The sequence below is a fragment of the Actinomycetota bacterium genome (assembly GCA_019347675.1).
GTDB lineage: Bacteria > Actinomycetota > Nitriliruptoria > Nitriliruptorales > JAHWKO01 > JAHWKW01.
The window spans coordinates 74,214-96,955 of the sequence record JAHWKW010000009.1; the positions used below are offsets into that span (position 1 = coordinate 74,214).

A 22,742-nucleotide genomic window follows, 5' to 3' on the forward strand; every position below is an offset into this window, starting at 1 on the left:
GCGCCCCGGCAACAGTGGCGGGGGCGACCTGTGGAAACCCGCCGGGACGTGCGACGATGCCACGAACGCAGTGTGGCGTGGCGGGTCAGTCGTCAGAGGACTCGGGGAAGAACAGAGCCAGCTCGCGTTCCGCGCTCTGCGCCGAGTCCGACCCGTGGACGATGTTCTCGCCGATGCGGGTGGCGAAATCACCCCGGATCGATCCGGGTACCGCCTCCAGGGGGTCTGTCGCCCCCATCAGCTGGCGCAGCCCTCGCACGGCGTCCTCCCCCTCGACGCACATCGCGACGAGCGGCCCGGACGTGATGAACGTCACCAGCTCGGAGAAGAACGGCTTGTCGGCGTGCTCGGCGTAGTGCTCCTCGGCGGTTCCCTGCTCGAGGGTGCGCAACTGCAGCGTCCGGATCGTGTAGCCCTTGGCCTCGATCCGGCGTATCACCTCACCGATCAGCCCCCGCTGGACGCCGTCGGGCTTGATCAGGACCAGCGTCTGCTGCACCACGCGACTTCCTCGTACCGGCCACCGTTGCGAGGAGGTTCGCAGGCGATGACGCTGCGGGCAACCCGAGCGGGCGTGCGCCGTGCCCCTGGCCGGGCGCGGCCACCGCGCGCGGCAGCGACGGTTCCGCCGCTTGCTGCGACGACCTTGCTACGGTCCCGCGCGCTGCGACGCGGACCCGAAGACGACCGCAGCGACCGGCGCCTCAACGCGTCGGGACGTCCGATACGGAGAGCCACGACTGGTGTCGCTCGCCATGCCCCGCCCGCTGCGGGGCGTGGCCCGAGCGGTCGCCCTACTGTCCGCGATGCTGGCCCTACTCGGCGCCGTTCCCGTCCCGGCGGTCGCTGACCTCGACGCCGGTGCCGAAAGCGACTTCGTCGGGCGGATCAACGCCGAGCGCAGCCGTCGAGGGCTGCCTGCGCTGGCGGTCCGCGGGGACCTACGGGACGTGGCCCGCCGACACAGCAAGCGCATGGCTGATGAGGGCAAGGCCTCACACAACGGCGCGATCGGTAGCCAAGTGTGTTGCTGGCGATCCGTGGGGGAGAACGTCGGGCGTGGACCCGACGTGGGCACCGTCCACAACGCCTTCATGGCGTCCTCCAGCCACCGCGCGAACATTCTGTCTCGGGCGTTCATCCAGGTCGGCGTCGGCGTGGAGCGTCGCGGCGGGACCCTGTGGGTGACGCAGGTCTTCCGCGAGCCCGACAGCGCGCCACCACCGCGCGAGACCGCCCCACCGCCCCCGCCGCCCCCGCCGCCGCCCCCGCCGCCTCCACCTCCGCCTCCTCCAGAGTCCAAGCCCCCACAGCAGCCGGCGACGCACGCTTCGAAGCCGCGGCCGGCCACCCCAGCCCCCGCTCGGCGGGCCGCGCAGGAAGCCCCACCGCCCCACAGGCCGGCCCCGGCGCAGGCGGCGCCGCGCGCCCACCCGCCTCCCCCTGCGCCTGAACCGCCGTGTCGCGACAGGGCAAGCGTCCACTTGGCGCTGCTACAGGCCCACGTGACCGAAGAACCGTTCGGCGATGTCCTGAGCAGCTTCTGCGGCGGTCAGAGGACGCGCCCGTCGGCGTAAGGCGCGTGGCGGACTCAGTCGGCGTCGGCGGGGACGTAGACGTCACGAGCGGCACCGACCAGGTACAGCGAGCCGGTCACCAGCACCGCATCGTCGGGGCCAGCCACGCCGGTGGCCTTCTCCAGCGCGTGTGCGATGGTGTCGCCCGTCTCCACTGCGACGGATGAGTCAGCCCACACCGCCTCGGCGGCGGCCACCAGGTCGGCCACCGGGGTGGCCCGGTCAGATGGCGGCGGCGTCACCACCACGTGGCTGGCCAGGCCCCGGAACGGGCGCAGGATCCCCTGAGCGTCCTTGTCGCTCAGGCACCCGACCACCAGGATCACGTCGCGGAACGCGAACGCCTCGACGACGGCCTCGGCGGCACGGGCCGCGCCGGCTGGGTTGTGCGCTCCGTCGAGTAGGACGGTTGGCTGTCGGTGCACGACCTCCAGGCGGCCAGGCACCTCCACGGCAGCGAGCGCCTCGCGCACCACGTCGTCGCCGACCGCCTCCAGGTCACCGAGCAGGGCGTGGACCGCGCCCAGTGCGAGTGCTGCGTTGTCGGCCTGGTGCGCGCCGTGCAACGGCAGCATGACGTCGACGTACCGGCGACTGGGCGTCCGCAGATCCAGGATCTGTCCCCCCACAGCGGTACGTCTGTTGTCCACCGCCACGTCGGTGCCGGTCGACAACAGGCGGGCGTCGTGGCGTTCGGCGGCTCGCCGGATCACCTCGAACACGGCCGGGTCCTGCTCACCGACAACCACCGTGGCGCCCGACTTGATGATCCCAGCCTTCTCCTGGGCGATCTCCGGGAGGGTGTGACCCAGGATCGGATGGTCGTGGTCGATCTGGGTGATCACCGCGACCTCGCCCCTGAGGAGGTTGGTGGCGTCCCAGGTGCCACCCATCCCGACCTCGAACACGCCGACCTCGACCGGGTGATCAGCGAACCACCAGTACGCCATGGCCGTCAGCAGCTCGAAGTAGGTGACCCGTCCGGTGTCACGTGCGTCGACCAGCTCGACCAGCGGGGTGATCGCGTGGTGGACGTCGGCGAAGTCGTCCTTGCTGATCGGTCGGCCCCCGACCCGGATGCGTTCACGCACCGTCTGCAGGTGCGGTGAGGTGTACGTCCCGGCTTGGATGCCCAGGGCTCCCAACAGGGCCGTGACCATCCGCGCGATCGAGGTCTTGCCGTTGGTGCCGGTGATGTGGATCGACGGGTAGGTGGCTTGGGGATCGCCCAGCACCTCCGCCAGCGCCGTGATCCGGTGCAGGTCGGGGACCAGACGCGTGGGGACCCGCTCCTGGAGGTCGCGCAGTGCGTCCTCGTAGCTCACCGTCCGGGTTCGCCCCCCGCGACGGTCTCCAGGTCGCCGATCTCCGTCTCCACCTGGCCCACGACCCGCAGCCAGTCCTCGAGCTTGGTCCGTTCCCGCTCGACGACCTCGCCCGGGGCTCGCTGCACGAACTGCTCGTTGTCAAGCTTGCGCTGCGCGCGTGCCACCTCTCCGCGGGCGTTGTCGAGCTCCCGCCGCAGCCGCGCGAGCTCCCCCTCCACGTCGATCACACCCGCCATTGGGATGTACGCCTCTCCCGCCGGGAACACGACGCGGGTGGTCCCGGCCGTGTCGCCGGGTTCGTCGCTGACCTCGACCTGTGACAGGCCGGCCAGGGATGAGATCAGCGGTGCCAGGAGCGTCAGCAGCTGCGGCTGGTCGGTGGCCACGGTGGCCGGGAACCGTCGGCCGGGCGGGATGTGGTGATCGGAGCGGAACCGCCGCAGCTCGCTGACCACGTCCTGCAGCACGGTGAACCGCTCCTCGGCGGCGAGGTCGCGCGTCATGCGGGGCGCCGGCCACGACGCGATCATCAGCGACTGCCGCCCACCGCCCGCCCCGGTCAGCGACCGCCACAACGCCTCGGTCACGAACGGCATGAACGGGTGCAACAAGCGCAACAGGTCATCCAGCACGGCAGCCAGGACCTGCTGGGCGGTGCGTCGAGCGTCGGGATCATCGCCGTAGAGACGGACCTTGCTGGCTTCCAGGTACCAGTCGGCGAGTTCGTCCCAAGCGAACGAGTACAGCTGCTGGGCGGCGCGAGACCACTCGAAGGCTCCCACCGCAGTAGCTCCGTCGACCGTGTTCCTGCAGTGTTCGAGCCGGGACAGGATCCAGCGGTCCTCGAGTGCCAACCGATCGCCGGACGGCAGCTCGCCGGGGATGACACCACCGCCACCTGACCCGTCCACGTCGATCGTCTGGAGTGCGAAGCGGGCGGCGTTCCACAGCTTGTTGGCGAATCGGCGGGCGCCCTCCACCCACTCCTCGGCGAGCGGGACGTCCTGCCCGGGCGAGCAGTGCTGGAACAGCGCGAAGCGCAGCGCGTCGGCGCCGTAGCGGTCGATGAAGTCGAGGGGGTCGATCACGTTCCCGAACGACTTCGACATCTTCTTGCCGTGCTCGTCGCGCACCATGCCGTGGTTGTGCACGATGTGGAACGGCACCCGGCCGAGGAAGTGCACGCCCATCATCAGCATCCGGCTGACCCAGAACGTGTTGATGTCGTAACCGGTGACCAGGACCGAGGTCGGATACCAGGTGGCGAGCTCACGTGTGTCCTCCGGCCACCCGAAGACGGTGAACGGCCACAGCGCCGACGAGAACCACGTGTCGAGGACGTCCTCGTCCTGTACGAGGTTGCCCGCCCCGCAGTGCACGCAAGCGTGGGGATCGTCGCGGGCGACGGTGACGTGGCCGGCCGGGCAGTACCACGCGGGGATGCGGTGGCCCCACCAGATCTGTCGGCTGATGCACCAGTCGTGAAGGTTGCGGAGCCACTCCAGGAAGGGCTCCGTGAACCGTCCGGGAACGAACGTGACCTGCCCATCGTGAACCGCCGCGATCGCATCGTCCGCCAGCGGCCCCACCTGCACGAACCATTGCAGCGACAGGCGCGGCTCGACGATCGTTCCGCAGCGTGAGCAGTGGCCGACGGCGTGCTCGTGCCGTTCCACGCCAACCAGGAGGCCCGCCCGGTCGAGGGCTTCCTTGACGGCCCGGCGGGCCTCGAAGCGGTCGAGCCCGGCGAACGGCCCGCCCGCCGGCGAAATGTGGCCGTCGTCGGTCATGATGTCGATCATGTCCAGGCCGTGGCGTTCGCCGATCTCGAAGTCGGTCGGGTCGTGCGCCGGGGTGACCTTCACGGCGCCGGTCCCGAACTCGGGATCGACGGCGTCGTCGGTGATAACCGCCAGCTCGCGGTCGAGGAAGGGGTGGGTCAGCTTCGTGCCGACCAGGTCGCGGTAGCGCTCGTCGTCGGGGTGCACCGCCACGCCGGTGTCGCCGAGCATGGTCTCCGCCCGGGTGGTCGCGACGACGACGCCCGGTCCTCCGTCGCTCGCCGGGTAACGCAGGTGAGCGAGCTCACCGTCGACGTCCTCGTGCTCGACCTCGATGTCCGACAGGGCCGTCAGGCACCGGGGACACCAGTTGATCAGGCGGTCGCCCCGGTAGATCAGGCCCTCCTCGTACAGCCTGACGAAGACCTCCCGGACCGCCTTGGAGCGCGGCTGGTCGAAGGTGAACGCCTCACGGTCCCAGTCGCAGGACGCTCCAAGCTGACGGAGCTGGCGCAGGATCACCCCGCCCGACTCCTCGCGCCACTCCCAGACCCGCGCGACGAAGGCGGCGCGTCCGACGTCGTGGCGGGTGAGGCCCTCGTCCTCCAGCTGGCGTTCGACGACGTTCTGCGTCGCGATACCGGCGTGGTCGGTGCCGGGCATCCACACGGCGTTGGCGCCCTGCATCCGCTTGCGGCGGATGATCGCGTCCTGGATGGTGTTGTCCAGGGCGTGGCCGATGTGCAGCGAACCGGTCACGTTCGGGGGAGGGATCACGATCGAAAACGGCTCGCCGGGGTCATCGGGTTCAGCATGGAACAGGCCAGCCCGCTCCCAGTCCTCGTACAGGGCTGCCTCGACTTGGGTGGGTTCGTAGGCGCGGCTCGCGGCCACGTCTACAGGCGCAGTGGCGCGGCCGTCGCCGCCGAGTCGTTCACTCATCGCGGGGAGCGTACCGACCGTGGTAGCGGGTCCGGGGCGCCACGCCGTTCACGCGACGGCTGCGCCCACCCGCGTCACACGGGGGTCCGGTCGCGATCAGGCGGAGCGCTCAGCCGGCTCGTCGATGTCGGTGGCGCCGTGGGGCACGAGTGTCGGGTTGACACGGTCACGGACGGTACCGGCCGTGATCACGCAGCGGCTGATGTCCTCACGCGAAGGTAGCTCGTACATCGTGTTGAGCAGGACCTCCTCGAGGATCGCCCGAAGCCCTCGCGCCCCGGTCTGGCGCAGGATCGCCAGGTCGGCGATGGCCTGCAGCGCGTCGTCCTCGAACCGCAGCTCCACCCCGTCGAAGTCGAAGAAGCGCTGGTACTGCCTGGTCAGGGCGTTCTTGGGCTCGATGAGGATGCGCACCAGCGCGTCGACGTCGAGCGGATCCACCGACGACACCACGGGCAGGCGGCCGACGAACTCCGGTATCAGCCCGTACTTGACCAGGTCCTCGGGCAGGACCTGGGCCAGCACCGCACCGAGGTCACGATCGCCGGGGCCGCGGACGTCGGCGCCGAAACCGACACCTTTGCGCCCGATGCGTGACTCGATGATGCGTTCCAGCCCGGCGAACGCCCCGCCGCAGATGAACAGGACGTTGCTCGTGTCGATCTGGATGAACTCCTGGTGGGGGTGCTTGCGGCCCCCTTGTGGCGGCACCGACGCCACCGTCCCCTCCAGGATCTTCAGCAGCGCCTGCTGGACACCTTCCCCGGACACATCCCGGGTGATCGACGGGTTGTCGCTCTTGCGGGCGATCTTGTCGACCTCGTCGATGTAGATGATCCCCGTCTCGGCCTTCTTGAGGTCGAAGTCGGCCGACTGGATCAGCTTGAGCAGGATGTTCTCGACGTCCTCGCCGACGTAACCGGCTTCGGTCAGTGCCGTGGCGTCGGCGATCGCGAATGGGACGTTGAGCATCCGCGCCAGGGTCTGCGCCAGCAGGGTCTTGCCCGAACCGGTCGGGCCGAGCAGGAGGATGTTGGACTTGGCCAGCTCGACGTCGTCGCCGGTGGCGGCCCCGACCTGGATCCGCTTGTAGTGGTTGTAGACGGCGACCGCGAGGGTGCGCTTGGCGGCGTCCTGGCCGACCACGTAGTCATCGAGGAAGGAGAAGATCTCCTTGGGCTTGGGCAGTTGGTCGAGCTTGAGCTCGGACGGCTCGGCTAGCTCCTCTTCGATGATCTCGTTGCACAGATCGATGCACTCATCGCAGATGTACACCCCCGGACCTGCGATCAGCTTCTTGACCTGCTTCTGCGACTTGCCACAGAAGGAGCACTTCAGCAGGTCGCCGCCCTCCCCGAACTTGGCCATCGCGGCTCCTGCTCTCCGCTTGACAGATCGGCTTCACGGATCGGCCCCGGTCAGCGTACCCGCCACCGGTTGCGGTCGCTGGAAGACCGCCGCCGCGGGCCGCCCAGGCGGGGGTTCAGGACGCCTGGATGGCTTCCTGGGTGGTGCGGCTGCTGATGACCTCGTCGATCATGCCGTACTCCTTGGCGGCGGGGGCGTCGAGCACGAAATCGCGGTCGGTGTCCTTGGCGATCCGCTCGACCGGCTGGCCGGTCTTCTCCGCAAGGATGTGGTTGAGCAGGTCCCGCATGCGCAGGATCTCCTTGGCCTGGATCTCGATGTCGACCGCTTGGCCTTCGGTCCCGCCGTGTGGCTGGTGAAGCAAGACCCGCGAGCGCGGGAGCGCGAAACGCTTCCCCTTCGCGCCGGCTGCCAGGAGCACCGCGGCCGCCGATGCGGCCTGACCCATGCAGATCGTGGTGACGTCGGGCTTGATGTACTCCATCGTGTCGTAGATCGCGAACAGCGACGTGATCGATCCCCCCGGCGAGTTGATGTACAGCGCGATGTCCTTCTCGGGGTCCTCGGACTCCAGGTGCAGCAGCTGGGCCATCACGAGGTTGGCGATCTCGTCGGTGATCGGCGTCCCCAGGAAGATGATGCGCTCCTTGAGTAGCCGCGAGTAGATGTCGAACGAGCGCTCGCCTCGGTTGGTCTGCTCCACCACGACCGGTACGAGGTAGTTGAGGACCTCGGACGACACGGCGATCTCCTCGTCGGACTGCCCCGTCTTGGGCTGGTGGCGAGCGTACCGTTACTGGTCGGCCACGTCCCTGGCGGCGCCCTCGACGACCACGGCGGGCGACTCCGCGTCGACATCGACCGGCTGTTGCCCGATCTGCTCAGGGGCTTGTTCCCCACCGAGTGACGGGGCGTGGGGCGCCACCGACGCGCCTGGGTCGGCCCCCGACGCCTCGGCGGGCTCGCCCAGCAGCTCCCGGCGCAGCTCCTCGGAGGGTTGGCCTTCGATGCGGGCCGTCTCCACCAGCACATCGAGGGCCTTGCGGCGGATCACGTCGCCGACCAGCGCCCCGATCGTTCCCTGCTCCTGCAGCAGCTGGGCGAGCTGGTTCGGCTCGATGCGGTGGCGGCTGGCGTGGCGCCTCAGCTCGCTTTCGAGATCGTCGGAGTCGACCGTGAGGCCTTCCTGCTCGGCGAGCGCCTCGAGCACCAGCTGCGCCTTCACGGCCTGCGCAGCCTGGTCCTCGAGCTGATCACGGTGACTGTCGACGTCGGTGCCGTACATGTCGAGCAGCTGCTCGAGCTCCACCCCGTACTGGTCGGCCTGCCGCTGGAGCTGCTCGAGGCGGCCCTCGACCTCCGCCCGGACCATCGCGTCGGGCAGGGCCACGTCGACCAGTGCCAGGTAAGCCTCCAGGACCCGGCCGCGCAGCTCCTGTCGGGCGCTGGAGTACCGGCGCTGCCGCAGGCTGCGGCGGACGTCCTCCTCGAGGTCGGCCAAGGTGTCGAACTCGGACGCGGTGGCGGCGAAGTCGTCGTCCAGTGCAGGCAGACGCTTGGCGCGGACATCCTTGACCAGGACCCGGAACTCGACCTCCTCGCCGCCGTGCTCCGGGTAGGTGTCGGGCAGCCGGTCGGTGTAGTTCAGGATGTGGCCGGTGGCCGCCCCGGCGAGCTCCTCGTCGAGCCGGGGGGTAACACCCCCGGAACCGACCTCATAGAACGCGTCCTCGGCGGTGGCGCCTTCGATCGGCTCGCTGTCCTTGAACACCGACAGGTCGATCGTGACGTAGTCGCCGACCGCGGCGGGACGGTCGACCTCCTCGAGCTCGGCGAACCGCTCCCGCATGTCGTCGAGCCGGTCGCGGACCTCCTCGTCGGTGACGTCCCACTCGGGGAAGGTGACCTCGATGCCTTCGTGGTCGGGCAGGTCGATCTCGGGGCGGACCTCGACCGTGGCTTCGAAGGCGCATCCCTCGTCCTCGGTGAAGGTCTGCACATCGATCTCCGGCGGGGCCACCGGGGCGAGGTCCTCCTCGCGGACAGCCTCGGCGTAGAAGGTCGACAGCGACTCCTCCATCGCGTGCTGGGCAATCACTCCTTTGCCGAGGCGCGCCTCGATCAGACGGCGCGGAGCCTTGCCCTTGCGGAAGCCCCGGATTTCCACCTGCTGGGAGATGTCGCGGGCGGCCTCGTCGAACGCCTTGCTCACGCGCTCGGGCTCGACCTCCACCGTGAGCTTCACGGTCGTGTCGCCGAGTCGCTCCAGCGTGGTCTTCATCGGTGTCGGTCCTCGTGTGGTGCCGGGTGTGGTGCGGGTGCGATGTGGCCCGCCGGTGTCAGTGGGGCGACGTCGTGACGTCCAGCGGCGCTGCGTCGGTGCGGATCCTCGCCTGGCACGGTACCGGGGCCGGTACGCTCTCGTCCGTGCGGGGCGTGGCGCAGCTTGGCAGCGCGCGTGCTTTGGGAGCACGAGGCCGCCGGTTCGAATCCGGCCGCCCCGACCACACGGTCGCCGTTGCCGGCCCCGGATGACATCCCGTCATCGTGGGCGCTGCGGGGGACGATCGAGCTGTTGAGCTTGGAGCGGCGGACGGGAGTCGAACCCGCGTCATCGCCTTGGAAGGGCGAGGCTCTGCCATTGAGCTACCGCCGCAGGTTGCCGCGTGGCCGTCGCAGGGTACGCCTCGGCCCCGCTTGGGACCAGTGTTGCCGCCCGGGACCGACAGACGCTGGACACGTTGCCGGGGGCGTGATCGCGTCACTACAGTTGCCGACACCACGCCAGACGATCCTGGGACGATATGGCGATCCGGCGGACGACCGCATCTGCAGGCGCCTTCTGGTCGGTGACGCCGGTCACTCTCGGTCTGACGATCCCGGTCGTGACGTTCCTCGCCAAGGAGGTGATCGCCTCGGCGTACCAGATCGTGCGGTACGCCGACGACATCCTCGAGGCCACCTACCGCATCGAGGACTCCGTCGGCGAGTTCGGTCGGCTACAGCAGACACGCGACCTGCTCCGCGAGCTCGCCCAACAGCAGACGCAGAACCAGACACCGAAGCCGGCACGGCGCCCTGGCGCGCCGGGGATCAGCGCCGAAGCGGGAGAGTGACGGTGAGCCAACGGGGGGTGCGGGCCACGGCGATCACGGCCGGTCTGCTCGCCGCCAGCGTCGCGGGTGCGTTGGCAACGATCGCTGGCCTGCTGTGGCGGATCCGGAGCAAGCTGGAGGACCTCGACGCAGTGCTGAGACGGATTGCAGGGGGCGCAGCCGTGATCGATCCTGGCATCAGCGGGGTGAACGAGGCTCTTGGCGAGTTGGAGGACGCCCTGGCGGGGCGCTGAGCGCGACGGAGCACACAGATGGAACGCGCTGACGGGTCGGGCGGTCGAAGGGTCGTGGCATGGTCCGGTGCGGGCGTGGCGGTCGTCGCCATCCTGCTCGCCTACGCCTTGAACCTGACCAAGTCCCTGCGTGACCTGGCGAGGACGATCGAGCACGATCTCGACGCGGTGCGAAGCACCACCGAACCGTTGTGGAAGGTCGGCGACACCAACCGCAGGTTGAGGGCCGTCGTGGAACAGCTCCATGGCCGCTGAGGCGCAGCCGGCAGCGGTGGTCGCAGCATCCGGTGGCTGGCTCGTCGCGCTCGGTGGCCTCGCCGTCGTCGGGACCGTCGGGGGTCTGCTCGGTGCGATATGGCGGCACGCCAAGGAACTCGACGCCGAGATCACTGATGTCTGGCTGATGGGCAAGCAGGTCGCCAGCAACACCGCGACCACGTGGATGCTGGAGGAGACGGCCGCCCTCGCCGGCCAGCTCCGTGACGTCGTGCGGAGTGGCCATGGCTGACACGAAGAGACCAGCCGCCCCTGTCGTGACAGAAGGGGTCGCGCTGCTCGCGACGCTCGCCCTCAGTCTGGTGCTGCTGACCAGGACGCTGCGCAGCATCGCATCCACCGTGGGGAGGATCACGGCCGGCGTCCGGGCCATCGAGACCCAGCTGAACAACGCCGGCGCGGCCCTGCACCGGCTGAACGGGGCGCTGAATGAGGCGGTCGACTCCGGCGACGCCATCGGCTCGTGATCGCGACGGACACGCGCCCCCCGCCCACCACCTGAAGGGACGCGACCTGAAGGGGCGGGCCCGGCCGTCCGGATGAACGACCGGGATGAGGCCGGGATAAGGTACGACCCGCTCGAGTGGCGTCCGCCGTGGCGCGGACATCGTCAGCCGACCTCGGCGCCGCTGGACCGTTCCGAGCCCTCAGGATCGAGTGTGCATCACCACGAGTTCGCCTGGCGGGCCAGAGGCGGTCGTCAGCTGTGACGAGCGTGCTGCTGGTCCACGCGGCCGTGGCTGCGCTGGCTCCGGTCCTGGGTCGAAGGCTCGGCAGCCGGACCTTCCTCGTTGCCGCCATCGCCCCGCTCAGCGCGCTGGCGTGGTTGGGCATCCACGCCCGGGACCTGATCGCGGGCGTCTCGTTGCACGAGCGCTGGGCCTGGGTCACCGGGCTGAACCTGGCCGTCGACCTCCGCGTCGACGCGTTCGGTGCGCTGATGCTGCTGCTGGTCGCGGGCATCGGAACGTTGGTCTTCGTCTACAGCGCCGAGTACTTCCACGGTACGGGCGACGCAGGCCGTGTGGCGGCCGCGCTGACCGGCTTCGCCGCCGCGATGGTCGGGCTGGTCGTCGCCGACCACCTGCTGGTGCTGTACGTCTTCTGGGAGCTGACCTCGCTCACGTCCTATGTGCTCATCGCCGGCGACGGGACGGATGCCGACGCGCGCGAAGCGGCCCAGCACGCACTGTTCGTGACGGTCGTCGGTGGCTTCACCATGCTGGCCGGGTTCGTCGTGCTGGGGCAGGCGGCCGGCACGTACCGCATGAGCGAGCTCAGCGCAGGCGCGGCAGGACCGGCGACCACGGCCGCGGCGCTCCTGATCCTGGTGGGAGCGTTCACCAAGTCGGCGCAGGCGCCGTTCCACGGCTGGCTGCCCGCAGCGATGGTCGCCCCCACGCCGATCTCCGCCTACCTGCACTCTGCGACCATGGTCAAGGCCGGGGTGTACCTGATCGCCAGGCTCGCTCCGGTCCTGGCCGTGGCCGTCCTGTGGCGGTCGCTGACCGTGGGGATCGGGCTCGCCACTGCGGTGTTCGCCGCGGTCCGGGCGCTCCGTCAGGACGATCTCAAGCTCCTCCTGGCCTACGGCACCATCAGCCAGCTGGGGCTGATGACGGCGCTCCTGGGTCCGGGCATCCCGGCTCTGTCCTACACCGGTGTGGCCGTCCTGGTCGCGCATGCGCTGTACAAGGCCCCGCTGTTCATGGTCGTGGGGAACATCGACCACGCTGCGGGCACCCGCAACCTGCGGCGACTCCGTGGCGTCGCCCGTGCGATGCCGCTCACCGCAGGTGGCGCGGGCGTGGTCGGTGCGTCGATGCTGGGAATCCCGCCACTGTTCGGGTTCGTGGCCCACGAAGCGGCGCTCGATGAGCTGCTGCACGTCGCCCCGGGCTGGGGGGAGGTGGCCCTCGCCGGCGTCGTCGTCACGTCGGCGCTCACGGTCACCTACAGTCTGCGGTTCCTGCTCGGGGCGCTCACCGACCGCGACCCGGATCGGGGCCCGGTGGGCGAGGTGACCGGTCCGGAACACGAAGCCGGATGGTTGTCGCTGACCCCGATCCTGGTGCTCACGGCGCTGTCGCTCGTGGCGGGACTGGCAGCGCATGCGGCCGGAGAGGTCGTGTCGATCGCCACGGCATCGCTGGGGTTGGACACCGACGCCGAGCTGAAGCTGTGGGCGGGGTTCAACCCCGCCTTGGCGCTGTCGGTGATCGCGATCGTTGCGGGCGTCGCCATGTATGCGGCGACCGGCACGGTCACCGCGACGCTGCGGCGCCTGCCGCGCCTCCCGGACGCGGGGGCGGTCTTCCGTGCGGCCGTGGCGGTCACCGTGCGATCGGCGACGCGCGTCACCGCGGTGGTTCAGAACGGCTCGCTGCCGGTGTACGTGGCGATGATCGCGGTGGCGGCGGTCACGGTTCCTTCGGCGGGTCTGTTGACCGGTCCGGCGTGGGAACGATCGGTGTCGGGGACCGCACCCGCCCTCCAGGTCGTGGTGGCCGCCCCGCTCGTCGCTGCGGCTGTGGGGCTGACGCTGACGCACCGCCGGTTCGTCGCGCTGCTGTTCCTCGGGGCCGTCGGGTACGGCATGGCCGTGCTGTTCCTGCTGCAAGGCGCCCCCGACCTGGCGCTGACCCAGGTGCTGATCGAGACGGTGGCCGTGGTGCTGTTCGTCCTGGTCCTGCGCCACCTCCCGGAGTCGTTCACCCCGCCGCGGTGGGCCTTCGGGCGCGTCGGACGGTTCGCCATCTCGGCAGCCGTCGGCCTGTTCGTGATGGCGCTGGCTGTCCTGGCGTCCACGGTCGATCATCCACCGAGCATCGCGTCGGAGTACCTCGCCCGTGCTCTCCCGCAGGCGGAGGGGAAGAACGTCGTCAACGTCATCCTGGTGGACTTCCGGGCGCTCGACACCCTGGGTGAGGTCACCGTGCTCCTCGTCGCCGCACTGGGGATCGCAGGGATCCTGCGCCACCCGTCGACCGACGAGACGCGGCCCCGGATGCGGCCTCTGTTCCCTGAAGAGGAACGTTCTCTGATCGCCGACACGACCATCCGCGCGATCTACCCGGCGGCGCTCCTGGTCTCGATCTACTTCCTGGTCGCCGGGCACAACCATCCGGGGGGAGGCTTCGTCGGGGGGCTGGTTGCGGGCGCTGCGCTGATCCTGCGCTACGTCGCACGGGGTCCGCTCGCCGTCCGCAACGCCCTGCCGCTGAGCGCGCCTGGTGTCGTCGCGGTCGGGCTCCTGGTCGCGGTGGGAACCGCAACGGCCGGCTGGTTATGGGGCGCGACGTTCCTCGACGCGACCACCTGGACGTTCACGGCCCCGGTGGTCGGTCACGTCAAGGTCTCGTCCACGCTCGCCTTCGACGCGGGCGTGTACCTGATCGTGGTCGGGTTCATCGCCAACGCTCTGCAGGCGTTCGGACAGGAGCCGGGCGGGTGATCCTCACACATGCCCTGGTGATCGGGGCGCTGTTCTCGGCCGGCACCTACCTGGTGCTGCAGCGGACCCTGACGCGGGTGGTGATCGGGATCGCTGTGCTCGGACACGGTGCGAACCTGCTGCTGCTGCTCGCGGGTGGCGCACCGGGGAACCCGCCGCTGATCGACGTGGCGCCACGCTCCTTACCGCTCAACGACGCCACGGCCGCGACCGCCCAGGTCAGCGATCCGCTCCCCCAGGCGCTGGCGCTCACCGCGATCGTCATCACGTTCGGGGTCACGGCGTTCCTGCTGGCGCTGTCGCGGCGTAGCTGGTTGCTGACGCACGACGACCTGGTCCGTGACGACCTCGAGGACCAACGGATCGCCCGCGAGGGCGGCGACGAGGAGGTGGCGTGATGCTGATCGCCATCCCGATCCTCGTCCCGCTGGCAGCCGCCGGGGTCTCCGTCATGCTGCTGCGACGTCCGTTGGCGCAACGGTCGCTGAGCGTCGTGTCGCTGTCGGTCGTGCTCGCGGCGACGGCCCGCCTGTTGGCGCAGGTGCGGGTGGAAGGGACCTCGGTCCTGCAGGTCGGTGCGTGGCCGGCCCCGTTCGGCATCACCTTGGTGGCCGACCCGTTGGCAGCGATCATGCTCACGGTGTCGGCCGTGGTGCTGCTGGTGGTCCTGCTGTACGCGATCGGCCATCCGACCACGCGCGACGAGACCCGCGCCTTCCACGCCGTCTACCTGGTGCTGGCTGCCGGCGTGTCGGCCAGCTTCCTGGCGGGCGACCTGTTCAACCTGTTCGTGGCTTTCGAGGTCATGCTGATCTCCAGCTACGTGCTGATCACGCTGGGCGGGACCCTCGCGCAGGTGCGCAGCGGCATGACCTACATGGTGATCTCGCTGCTGGCGTCGACTCTGTTCATCGCCACGGTCGGGATCGTCTACGCCAGCACCGGCACCGTGAACCTGGCTGACCTGGTCGACCGTGTCGGCGGTCTTCCTCCTGGGCTGCGCACAGGGGTGGGGCTGCTGCTCCTGATCGTCTTCGGGGTGAAAGCTGCGATCTTCCCGCTGTTCATGTGGCTCCCCGACGCCTACCCCACCGCGGCGGCACCGATCACCGCGGTGTTCGCGGGGTTGCTGACCAAGGTCGGTGTCTACGCGATGATCCGCACCCAGACGCTGCTCTTCGTAGACCTCGGCACCCCCTCGCCGCTGCTGCTGGTGATCGCCGGGGCGACGATGGTGGTCGGGGTGCTCGGCGCCATCGCACAGGATGACATCAAGCGGATCCTGTCGTTCCAGATCATCAGCCAGATCGGGTACATGGTGATGGGGCTGGGCTTGTTGACGGTGGCGGGCCTGGCTGGAGGGATCTTCTACATCGTCCACAGCATCCTGGTGAAGACCGGGCTGTTCCTGGTCGGAGGGATGGTCGAGCAGCGAACCGGGACGGCTGCCCTGCGCGACCTGGGTGGGCTGGGTCAACGCACCGCCGTCACCGCCGTGCTGTTCGCGGCTCTGGCGCTCAGCCTCGCCGGCTTCCCGCCCTTGTCGGGGTTCGTCGCCAAGCTGTCGCTCGTCCAGGCGGGTCTCGATGTGGACCAGGGAGCGATCGTGGCGGTCAGCCTCGCGGTCAGCGTGCTGACGTTGTTCTCGATGTCGAAGGTGTGGAACAGCGCGTTCTGGGGCCAGGCCCCGGAGGCGACCGACCACCAGGACGTGCCGCGGTCGATGACAGCGACCACCGTCGCGGTCGTCGTCGCCACCGTCGCGGTGGCGGTGTCGGCAGGTCCCCTGGTCGACCTCAGCGTCGAGGCGGCGCACGCTCTGGAACCGGCACGCTACGTCGAAGCCGTGCTCCCGCGATGAACCGGATCGGGATGGTCGCGGTGCTCGCAGTGGCGTGGACGGCGTTGTGGCGCGACGCCAGCCCAGGGACGGTTCTGGGCGGTCTCGCGGTCGGCGCGGCGGTGTCGGTGGCGGCAGGCGACGGAGGGACGCCGGCGTGGCGACCGCTCCTCCGCCCCGTCGCGACGGTCCGTTTCGTGGTGGCGTTCCTCTGGAACCTCACCACCGCGAGCGTCGCCGTGGCCTGGGACGTGGTCACGCCCGAGGAACGCGCCCGCGAGGCGATCGTCCTGGTGCCGCTACGGACCGGCTCCGACGCGATCGTCACGACCGTCGCCAACGCGATATCACTGACGCCGGGCACGGTCACGGTCGACGTCGAACGCGACCCCATCGGCCTCTACATGCACGTGATGCACTTCCGCGACGCCGAGCACGCGCGCGCCCAGGTACGACGCTTGGAGGAGCTGGCGATCCGGGCGTTCGGCTCGCGCCACGAGGTCGCGGCCCTCGACGGTGAGACCGGAGATGCGCGATGACCGTCGCCATCGTCGTCGCCGCGATCATGGTGTCCGTCGACGGTGTGCTGTGTGTCGCCCGTCTGCTGCGACGTGGGTCGCTGGCCAACCGCGTCGTCGCGCTCGACACCCTGCTGATCGCGATCGTCCACGGCATCGCGATCCACGCGGTCGCGACGCGCTCCACTGTCTACTTCGACCTCATGGTGGTGACCGCCCTGCTCGCCTTCGTCGGCACCGTGGCCGTGGCCAGGTTCATCGAGCACGGGCGGTGACTCCGATGATCGACGTCGTCGTCGCGGCCTTGCTGCTGGTCGGTTCCGTCTTCGCGATGCTGGCTGGTGTGGGCCTGCACCGCTTCGAGAGCGTCTACGCCCGGATGCACGCGGCCACCAAGCCGGCCACGTTCGGCCTGCTGATCGTCCTGATCGCAGCCGCTATCCGCATCGGAGAAGCCGGGGACGCCGCGAAGCTGGCCCTTGTCCTGCTGCTGCAGTTCTCCACTGCGCCGATCGCGGCGCACGCGGTGGCCCGTGCCGCCCACCGTGCCGGCGAGCCCATGGGGTCGACGGCGGTCATGGACGACCTCGCCGAGGACGGGTCCGACCGTGGGCTGGACGGATCGGATGAGTGAGGACCTCAGCCGCCCGTGGCGCTGCGGGCGCGGGCTGGTTCCACGAAGATGTGCGCTGCGGTCGGCACGGCTTCTCGCACCCGCGCCTCCATGGCGTTGACCGTCCGTGCAACGGCGTCGAAGTCGAGGTCGGATCTCAGCTGCACCTTCGCGGCGACCATCAGCTCGGATGGCCCGAGATGCATCGTGCGCAGCTCGATGATGCTGACCAGTGCCGATTCATCCTCGATCGCCCGCCGGACACGACCGTAGTCCGCGGGGCTTGCGGCCTCTCCGATCAGCAGGCTGCGCATCTCGACGGCGAGGAGCATGGAGACGAACGCGAGCAGAGCTCCGATGGCCAGACTTCCCATCGCGTCCCAACGGGCGTCGCCGGTGACGACCGACAGCCCCACGCCCAGCAGCGCAACGACGAGACCGGTCTCGGCCGCGGCGTCCTCGAGCAGCACCACCGCGTTGCCCGCATCCTTGGTCGTGCGGATGTAGTGCCACCACGAGCCGGTCCGGCTCTCGTTGGCCGTACGCACCGCGATGCGCAGCGCCACGCTCTCGGCGACGAGTGCGATGCCCAGGACCGCGAAGGCCCACATGGGCGACTCGATCGGATGCGGAGACCGCAGCTTGCTGTACCCCTCCCACAGTGAGAACACCGCGCCGAGCGCGAAGAGGATCATCGCCACGACGAACGCCCAGAAGTACCGCTCGCGGGCGTATCCGAAGGGGTGTTCCGGCGTCGCCCTCCGCTGTGCTCGCCGGTGTCCCAGCAGCAGCAGCGCCTGGTTGCCGGTGTCCGCCACGGAGTGGAAGCTCTCCGCCAGCATGGAGCTGGACCCGGTGAGGGCGAACGCGGTGAACTTCGCCGCCCCGATGCCGAGGTTCGCGAAGAAGGCCGCGATCACCGCGGACGGCTGTTTCGCCATCTCGTCCCCTGTCGCCCCCAGGCGCCTTTGTGTCCGCGGCCTCCAGCTGCCGCGGGAGGCGGCAGCCACGCTGTTGGCGCCCGCCGCCTCCTGCGATCGTTGCCGCAGAGTCAGTCTCGGTCGCCGGCGGCTCGCCGTCGTCCCAAGGTTGCCCGCAGCCCTCTCTACGCCCACGCCCCCCCGCGCTGCCGACCCGGCATCCTGTCAGCGCCGAGCTCTGCGAGCGCTCGTCAGCTCGAGGCCCAGCCCGCAATGCAGAGGAGGACGCACGGCAGCTGGCGGCGGAGAACGCCAAGCTCCAACGCGCGTCCTGCAGTCGAAGTCACGGTAGAAGATCTCCGAGACGGCACGCGCTCGAAGCCGACAACCGGGCCTTGGCCACCGACGAGATCCTCCGCGAACACCTGCCCGCACGTCGCCTACGACGCCACCCTCGAGTCGTCAAGCGCAAGATATCGAACTATGGCGTCAAACGCGCCCGCCACCGCGACTGGCCCCAGCCCGCCCGCCCTGCGGAGGAGAGCCTCGTCATTGGTAAGTAAACGGTATTGGGCCTAGTCCGCGAGCCCCGGAGCGTCGACGTTGCGGAGGCCTTTGTGATCAAGAGTCCCAAGAGTGGCGGGGTCGGCCAACGTTCGACGCCCGGCTCCGGCCGACGGCCGCCGTGATTCTCCGGACCTCACTCTTGACCGGACGGAGAGCACCGTACACGGAGTATCCCGGATGAGCGGTGCCCGGTCGGGGTTACAACCGATAGGGGGGCGCCGAGCGGGGAGCCCCGAGCTAGGAGCTGTCGCCCAACAACCGCCGGGCCTCGTCGGTGAGTGCGGCGACGTCGATGCCCGCCTCATCCGCAAGCAGGCGGCGCAGCATCGGCGGGACACCCTCCAGGTCCCGGACGATCCCGGCCAGCATGGAACGCAGCTGACGCATCCGCTGGGCCTCCTCCGCAGGCGTACCGAGATCGTCGACGATGGCCGCCTCCGACCTCGAGGCGATGAGCGGCTCCGCGACCCCGCGCGCCCACACGTACGTCCGCCTACCCGGACCCCGATTCTCGACGATTGGGTCGACTGCAATCACGTCGTCGGAGCGCACGTATCTGCCGTACCCGAGAGGAACGAGCTGCCCTGGCTGGATGCGCATCGTTCGGCTCCTCGTCGGTCACGGCCAGGTTCCCACATCGACACACTGGGGCGGTAGCGCGGAATTTCTGTCGAGCCCGCCTCCGACGACCTTGGCCGAATCGATCCCCGCAGATTTGCTCGCCGCCCCTGACATCATGGCATCGGCGGCTCACCAGCCGCCTCCCCGCGGCCCAATGCTCCAACTACCACAGTCGGCCGCGGCGGCGTGCGTGAAGTACCGCAGTCCGGCGAACGTGCGGTACCAAGAACGGCGGTTGCACGGCACCCTCAACCGCCGACGGCGCACGCTGGCAGCTGGATCAACCAACCCCGACGCAGGAGAACCACTGGCAATTCCTTCCCTACACGTCTACCAAAGCTTGCAGGTTCCGGCCTGCCGCGATCCTCAGCTGGTCGCCCCGACCGCGGGACCACTCCGCCACTGCCGAAGCGCCGCCCTTGGTCGCGGCCGTGCCCAGCTACCGTCCGATTAGCCTCGCGGGATGGGAACCTGGCGGCCGGCGACTCGATCGGCGTTCGACAGGTGGCTGTACGGCAGGTCGTTGCCCGCGACGGGTGTGAGGAGCAGCTCCAGGTGGGGATCGCAGGTCTGGTCGTGGGCGCCGCGCTGATCCTGATGACCGCCGCGGATGCGGTCGGAACGACCGTGCGGGTCAGCACCCGTGGCGGCGTCATCGTGAGGTGGCTGGGGCAGGCACTGTGGCGCTTGATGATCGCCGTCGACCGGCAGCTGCCGCGACCGGTCCTGCGCTACCTCGCTGGGCCGCTGATCACGCTCGCGGTCATGTCGTCGTGGATCGCGCTGATGATCACCGGTTGGTTTCTGGTGTTCTCCTCGTTCGACGCCGCGGTCGTGACGGCGCCGGGGAACGGTCCGGCGAGCGGCTGGTCACGCCTTGCCTTCGCCATGTACACGGTGTTCACGCTCGGCGGCAGCGGGCTACAGGCGACGACGCCGCTGTGGCAAGTCCTGACAGGCATGGCGGCGGGCACGGGGCTGTTTCTGGTGACGCTGGCGATCACCTACCTCAACCCGCTGGCGTCGGCGGCGTCGGAACGTCGCCGCGTGGCCCGTGCCTTGACCGGGCTTGGTTCTCGACCCAGCCGGATCGTCGCCAGCGCCTGGGACGGCACCGGTTTCTCGGCGCTGTCGTACCACCTGATGGCGCTCGCGCCCGAGCTGGCGCGGCTGGCCGAGCACCACTTGACGTACCCGGTCCTTCACTACTTCCAGTCGTCTGACCACGATGCGGCGATCGGCCCGGCCGTCGCCCGGCTCGACGACGCGCTGCTGCTGCTGTGCGCGGTGGTGCAGCCGGCGGCCCGGCCACCGGCCAGCGTCACCCAACCGGCGCGCCAGGCCATCACCGCGTTCCTGGCGACCATGCCCGAGACCTTCATCGTCCGGGCCGAAGAAGCCCCGCCGCCGCCCGACATCGAGGAGTTGAGCGCCGCCGGGGTCCCGTGCCGGCCGCTCGAGGAGCTGCGATCCGCCGCCCACGGCCAAGGGCAACGCCGCAGCCGGCTCCACGGGCTGGTACGCCACTCGGGCTGGGAGTGGCACACCAGCGTGGACGTGGCAGCCTGACCACCCGTCGGCGGCAACAATGGTGTCGCCCGCCCGTACGTGGCTGGGCGTCGCGCGGACGACTGGCACGGGGAGTACTGCGCGGCGAGGAGGCCGGTGGGACCGCCGCGGTCGCCTGCGAGTTCGGGATCGGTGGGAGACGGTGATGCGTGCGGTGCGCGACGAGGCTCGCACGCGGTTCGCCGAACGCCGGGATGTACACGTGCAGAGCCGGGCGTGTGTCGCGCTGGACGGGCGATGAGAAGTCGTGAACCGGTGCCAGGGTGGCGCCGCCGCGGTACGTCACCTTTTTACGAGTTGGATCGGGCAATAGCCATCGTCCTCGGTGCGATAATGGTGGGCGTGAGGCTCCCAGGCGCCTCCGCGAAGGGGCAGCACGCGCGGGGGTGGGCTACGCCGACGCACCGCCCTCGCGAAGGCGTCCAAGGATTGATAGCATCCGCTCGCGACCGTCGAGGAGCAGGGCCGTTGCTGGTCAAGGGCTTCGTCTCAAGGTGCGTATGAACGAGGGCGATCGGGCGATCCGTTTCACCTATCTCTCTCAGGAAGACCTGCTCGCGTCAGGCTGCCTTGATCTCCGGATGGCGCTGGGAACGGCGGAATCTGCGCTCCTCGCGCACCGGCGAGGCGATGTGATGTTTCCCGAGAAGATCGTGCAGATCTTCAATGACGACACACAGGAACGGATCAACTGTCTCCCTGCGACTCTGCGTGCGGAAAACGTCTGTGGCGTGAAGTGGGTTTCGGTCTTCCCACCGAACGTCCCCAAGTTTGGTCTCCAGAACCTGACTGCTCTCTTTGTTCTCTCGGAGATCGAGAAAGGGTTCCCGCTCGCGGTCATGGAGGGGACGCTCGCATCGAACCTACGCGTCGGCGCCATCGGGGCCCTCGCGGCGAAGCACTTCGCCCCTCCGCAGGCGCGTACGATCGGCTTCATCGGCAGCGGGGAACAGGCCAAGATGCATCTTCTGGCCATGAAGAGCGTGCTGCCCGCGCTAGCGGAATGCCGGGTCTCGGCGAAGACTGCCGAGGAGGAACAGCAGTTCGTGGGCGATCTCGAGACCATCCTCCCCGACGTCGAGTTCATCGCAGCTGAGACGGACCACGCCCGTGCCATGGAAGGGGCCGACATCCTCGTCACTGCGACAAGCGCCCAGGCTCCGCTTCTCCGAGCCGCCTGGATGAAGCCGGGCTCCTTCTACAGTCATGTCGGTGGCTGGGAGGACGAGTACGACGTGGCGAAACAGTGCGAGAAGATCGTCTGTGATGACTGGAGTACAGTGAAGCACCGCATGCAGACCCTCAGTCGCATGTACAACGACGGCGAGCTGCGAGATTCAGACGTCTATGCCGATCTGGAGGAGGTCGTCGCTGGCGATAAGCCGGGGCGGGAGACGGATGACGAGCGCGTCTACTTCAACGCGGTGGGACTCGCCTTCGTCGACGTCGCGATCGCACTCGCCATGTACCGTCGTGCATTGGAGGCGGGAAAGGGTCGAGAGCTCACGCTGCAGGAGATGATGATTTTCGACCACCCGCGGATAGCTCAATTCGTCACCTTATAGCGGTCGACGAGCAGCTCCTTGCCAGCTGTCGATCTCCGGGTCTTTCTTACAGAATGGCCAAAGGATCACCCGCGCAGAAGCGCGAGATGCATTCGCATTCAGGAGTCTGAGTCGGTCGAATGCGAGCGCGGGAGCCGCAGGTCCGTTCACGAAATCGAAATCGTCGTAACGCGTCATGTTCCACGGCTGGAGTGAAAGACCCTCACCGTGATCATGATGTCGTATCCTGGCCGATGTTTTGGACGTGGTGCCGGTGTAGGACGCATACGAGCCACCGCCACGCCAGTGCGATGATCTGCCGGTGCATGTGGAGCCCATTGTCACCGCCATCCAGTCAAGGAATATCGCCGACCCTGCCCCAGGTGGCCACCAACGGGTCAACCCGAGGCGAGCCGCCCCGCAAGATCGCCGTCGCTGTTCGTCTACACGCGCTTCCTTGTAGAGGCCAGCGAAC

The 22,742-nt window shown here is 69.2% G+C and carries 22 protein-coding genes and 2 tRNA genes; 15 read left to right on the forward strand and 9 right to left on the reverse strand.

From position 1 onward, the window contains the following. Nucleotides 1-85: 85 nt before the first annotated feature. Nucleotides 86-502 carry a nucleoside-diphosphate kinase gene (ndk, locus tag KY462_07630; GenBank protein ID MBW3577592.1) on the reverse strand — a complete coding sequence of 139 codons (417 nt, stop codon included), beginning with the start codon at nt 500-502 and terminating at the stop codon, nt 86-88. A 241-nt stretch (nt 503-743) separates the two neighbouring features. Here ndk and KY462_07635 point away from each other — a divergent pair, with 241 nt between their 5' ends. Beyond that, a complete protein-coding gene (locus KY462_07635; protein ID MBW3577593.1) occupies nt 744-1,577 on the forward strand; it encodes a CAP domain-containing protein in 834 nt (277 codons plus the stop codon). A 14-nt stretch (nt 1,578-1,591) separates the two neighbouring features. Here KY462_07635 and KY462_07640 read toward each other — a convergent pair whose 3' ends face one another. From KY462_07640 to tig, 5 genes are all read right to left on the reverse strand, one after another. Next, nucleotides 1,592-2,902, reverse strand: a complete 1,311-nt coding sequence (locus tag KY462_07640; GenBank protein MBW3577594.1) for a bifunctional folylpolyglutamate synthase/dihydrofolate synthase — start codon at nt 2,900-2,902, stop codon at nt 1,592-1,594. Continuing rightward, nucleotides 2,899-5,628 (reverse strand): valine--tRNA ligase, encoded by a 2,730-nt coding sequence (locus KY462_07645; GenBank protein MBW3577595.1) that lies wholly within the window; start codon nt 5,626-5,628, stop codon nt 2,899-2,901. The genes KY462_07640 and KY462_07645 overlap by 4 nt, the downstream gene beginning before the upstream one ends. A gap of 96 nt (nt 5,629-5,724) precedes the next feature. After that, nucleotides 5,725-6,996, reverse strand: coding sequence for an ATP-dependent Clp protease ATP-binding subunit ClpX (clpX, locus tag KY462_07650; GenBank protein ID MBW3577596.1), 1,272 nt, complete (start codon nt 6,994-6,996; stop codon nt 5,725-5,727). 115 nt (nt 6,997-7,111) lie between these two features. Next, on the reverse strand, nt 7,112-7,738 hold the full coding sequence (gene clpP, locus KY462_07655) for an ATP-dependent Clp endopeptidase proteolytic subunit ClpP (GenBank protein MBW3577597.1): 627 nt from the start codon (nt 7,736-7,738) through the stop codon (nt 7,112-7,114). 51 nt (nt 7,739-7,789) lie between these two features. Continuing rightward, on the reverse strand, nt 7,790-9,277 hold the full coding sequence (gene tig / locus KY462_07660; protein ID MBW3577598.1) for a trigger factor: 1,488 nt from the start codon (nt 9,275-9,277) through the stop codon (nt 7,790-7,792). Nucleotides 9,278-9,426: 149 nt separating this feature from the next. Here tig and KY462_07665 point away from each other — a divergent pair. Further along, a tRNA-Pro gene (locus KY462_07665) sits at nt 9,427-9,503 on the forward strand. A 75-nt stretch (nt 9,504-9,578) separates the two neighbouring features. On the opposite strand, the gene KY462_07670 is transcribed toward KY462_07665, so the two are convergent. After that, nucleotides 9,579-9,652: transfer RNA gene (locus KY462_07670), tRNA-Gly, on the reverse strand. A 148-nt stretch (nt 9,653-9,800) separates the two neighbouring features. On the opposite strand from KY462_07670, the gene KY462_07675 reads away from it, so the two are divergent. The 11 genes from KY462_07675 to mnhG all read left to right on the forward strand — a co-directional run bounded on the left by KY462_07675 (nt 9,801) and on the right by mnhG (nt 17,067). Next, a complete protein-coding gene (locus tag KY462_07675) occupies nt 9,801-10,112 on the forward strand; it encodes a hypothetical protein (GenBank protein MBW3577599.1) in 312 nt (103 codons plus the stop codon). A gap of 2 nt (nt 10,113-10,114) precedes the next feature. After that, nucleotides 10,115-10,345, forward strand: a complete 231-nt coding sequence (locus KY462_07680) for a hypothetical protein (GenBank protein ID MBW3577600.1) — start codon at nt 10,115-10,117, stop codon at nt 10,343-10,345. 18 nt (nt 10,346-10,363) lie between these two features. Continuing rightward, nucleotides 10,364-10,600 carry a hypothetical protein gene (locus KY462_07685; GenBank protein MBW3577601.1) on the forward strand — a complete coding sequence of 79 codons (237 nt, stop codon included), beginning with the start codon at nt 10,364-10,366 and terminating at the stop codon, nt 10,598-10,600. Beyond that, nucleotides 10,590-10,853, forward strand: coding sequence for a hypothetical protein (locus KY462_07690; protein MBW3577602.1), 264 nt, complete (start codon nt 10,590-10,592; stop codon nt 10,851-10,853). The genes KY462_07685 and KY462_07690 overlap by 11 nt, the downstream gene beginning before the upstream one ends. Continuing rightward, on the forward strand, nt 10,846-11,088 hold the full coding sequence (locus KY462_07695; protein MBW3577603.1) for a hypothetical protein: 243 nt from the start codon (nt 10,846-10,848) through the stop codon (nt 11,086-11,088). Before KY462_07690 ends, KY462_07695 begins: the two co-directional genes overlap by 8 nt. Nucleotides 11,089-11,327: 239 nt before the next feature. Beyond that, nucleotides 11,328-14,075 (forward strand): DUF4040 domain-containing protein, encoded by a 2,748-nt coding sequence (locus tag KY462_07700; GenBank protein ID MBW3577604.1) that lies wholly within the window; start codon nt 11,328-11,330, stop codon nt 14,073-14,075. Next, nucleotides 14,072-14,473, forward strand: a complete 402-nt coding sequence (locus KY462_07705; GenBank protein ID MBW3577605.1) for an NADH-quinone oxidoreductase subunit K — start codon at nt 14,072-14,074, stop codon at nt 14,471-14,473. Before KY462_07700 ends, KY462_07705 begins: the two co-directional genes overlap by 4 nt. After that, complete coding sequence (locus KY462_07710; protein ID MBW3577606.1) at nt 14,473-15,936, forward strand: Na+/H+ antiporter subunit D; 1,464 nt, start codon at nt 14,473-14,475, stop codon at nt 15,934-15,936. The genes KY462_07705 and KY462_07710 overlap by 1 nt, the downstream gene beginning before the upstream one ends. Then, complete coding sequence (locus KY462_07715) at nt 15,933-16,454, forward strand: Na+/H+ antiporter subunit E (protein ID MBW3577607.1); 522 nt, start codon at nt 15,933-15,935, stop codon at nt 16,452-16,454. The genes KY462_07710 and KY462_07715 overlap by 4 nt, the downstream gene beginning before the upstream one ends. Then, nucleotides 16,451-16,708 carry a hypothetical protein gene (locus KY462_07720; GenBank protein ID MBW3577608.1) on the forward strand — a complete coding sequence of 86 codons (258 nt, stop codon included), beginning with the start codon at nt 16,451-16,453 and terminating at the stop codon, nt 16,706-16,708. Before KY462_07715 ends, KY462_07720 begins: the two co-directional genes overlap by 4 nt. Nucleotides 16,709-16,713: 5 nt before the next feature. Next, nucleotides 16,714-17,067 (forward strand): monovalent cation/H(+) antiporter subunit G, encoded by a 354-nt coding sequence (mnhG, locus tag KY462_07725; GenBank protein ID MBW3577609.1) that lies wholly within the window; start codon nt 16,714-16,716, stop codon nt 17,065-17,067. Between the two features lie 5 nt (nt 17,068-17,072). Here mnhG and KY462_07730 read toward each other — a convergent pair whose 3' ends face one another. Then, nucleotides 17,073-17,987 (reverse strand): cation diffusion facilitator family transporter, encoded by a 915-nt coding sequence (locus KY462_07730; protein ID MBW3577610.1) that lies wholly within the window; start codon nt 17,985-17,987, stop codon nt 17,073-17,075. Between the two features lie 783 nt (nt 17,988-18,770). Beyond that, nucleotides 18,771-19,133, reverse strand: coding sequence for a hypothetical protein (locus tag KY462_07735; protein MBW3577611.1), 363 nt, complete (start codon nt 19,131-19,133; stop codon nt 18,771-18,773). 576 nt (nt 19,134-19,709) lie between these two features. On the opposite strand from KY462_07735, the gene KY462_07740 reads away from it, so the two are divergent. Next, on the forward strand, nt 19,710-20,723 hold the full coding sequence (locus tag KY462_07740) for a hypothetical protein (protein ID MBW3577612.1): 1,014 nt from the start codon (nt 19,710-19,712) through the stop codon (nt 20,721-20,723). 500 nt (nt 20,724-21,223) lie between these two features. Beyond that, the gene (locus tag KY462_07745) at nt 21,224-22,288 is read left to right on the forward strand and encodes an ornithine cyclodeaminase family protein (GenBank protein MBW3577613.1); all 1,065 of its coding nucleotides are present in this window, start codon (nt 21,224-21,226) and stop codon (nt 22,286-22,288) included. Nucleotides 22,289-22,742 lie beyond the last annotated feature (454 nt).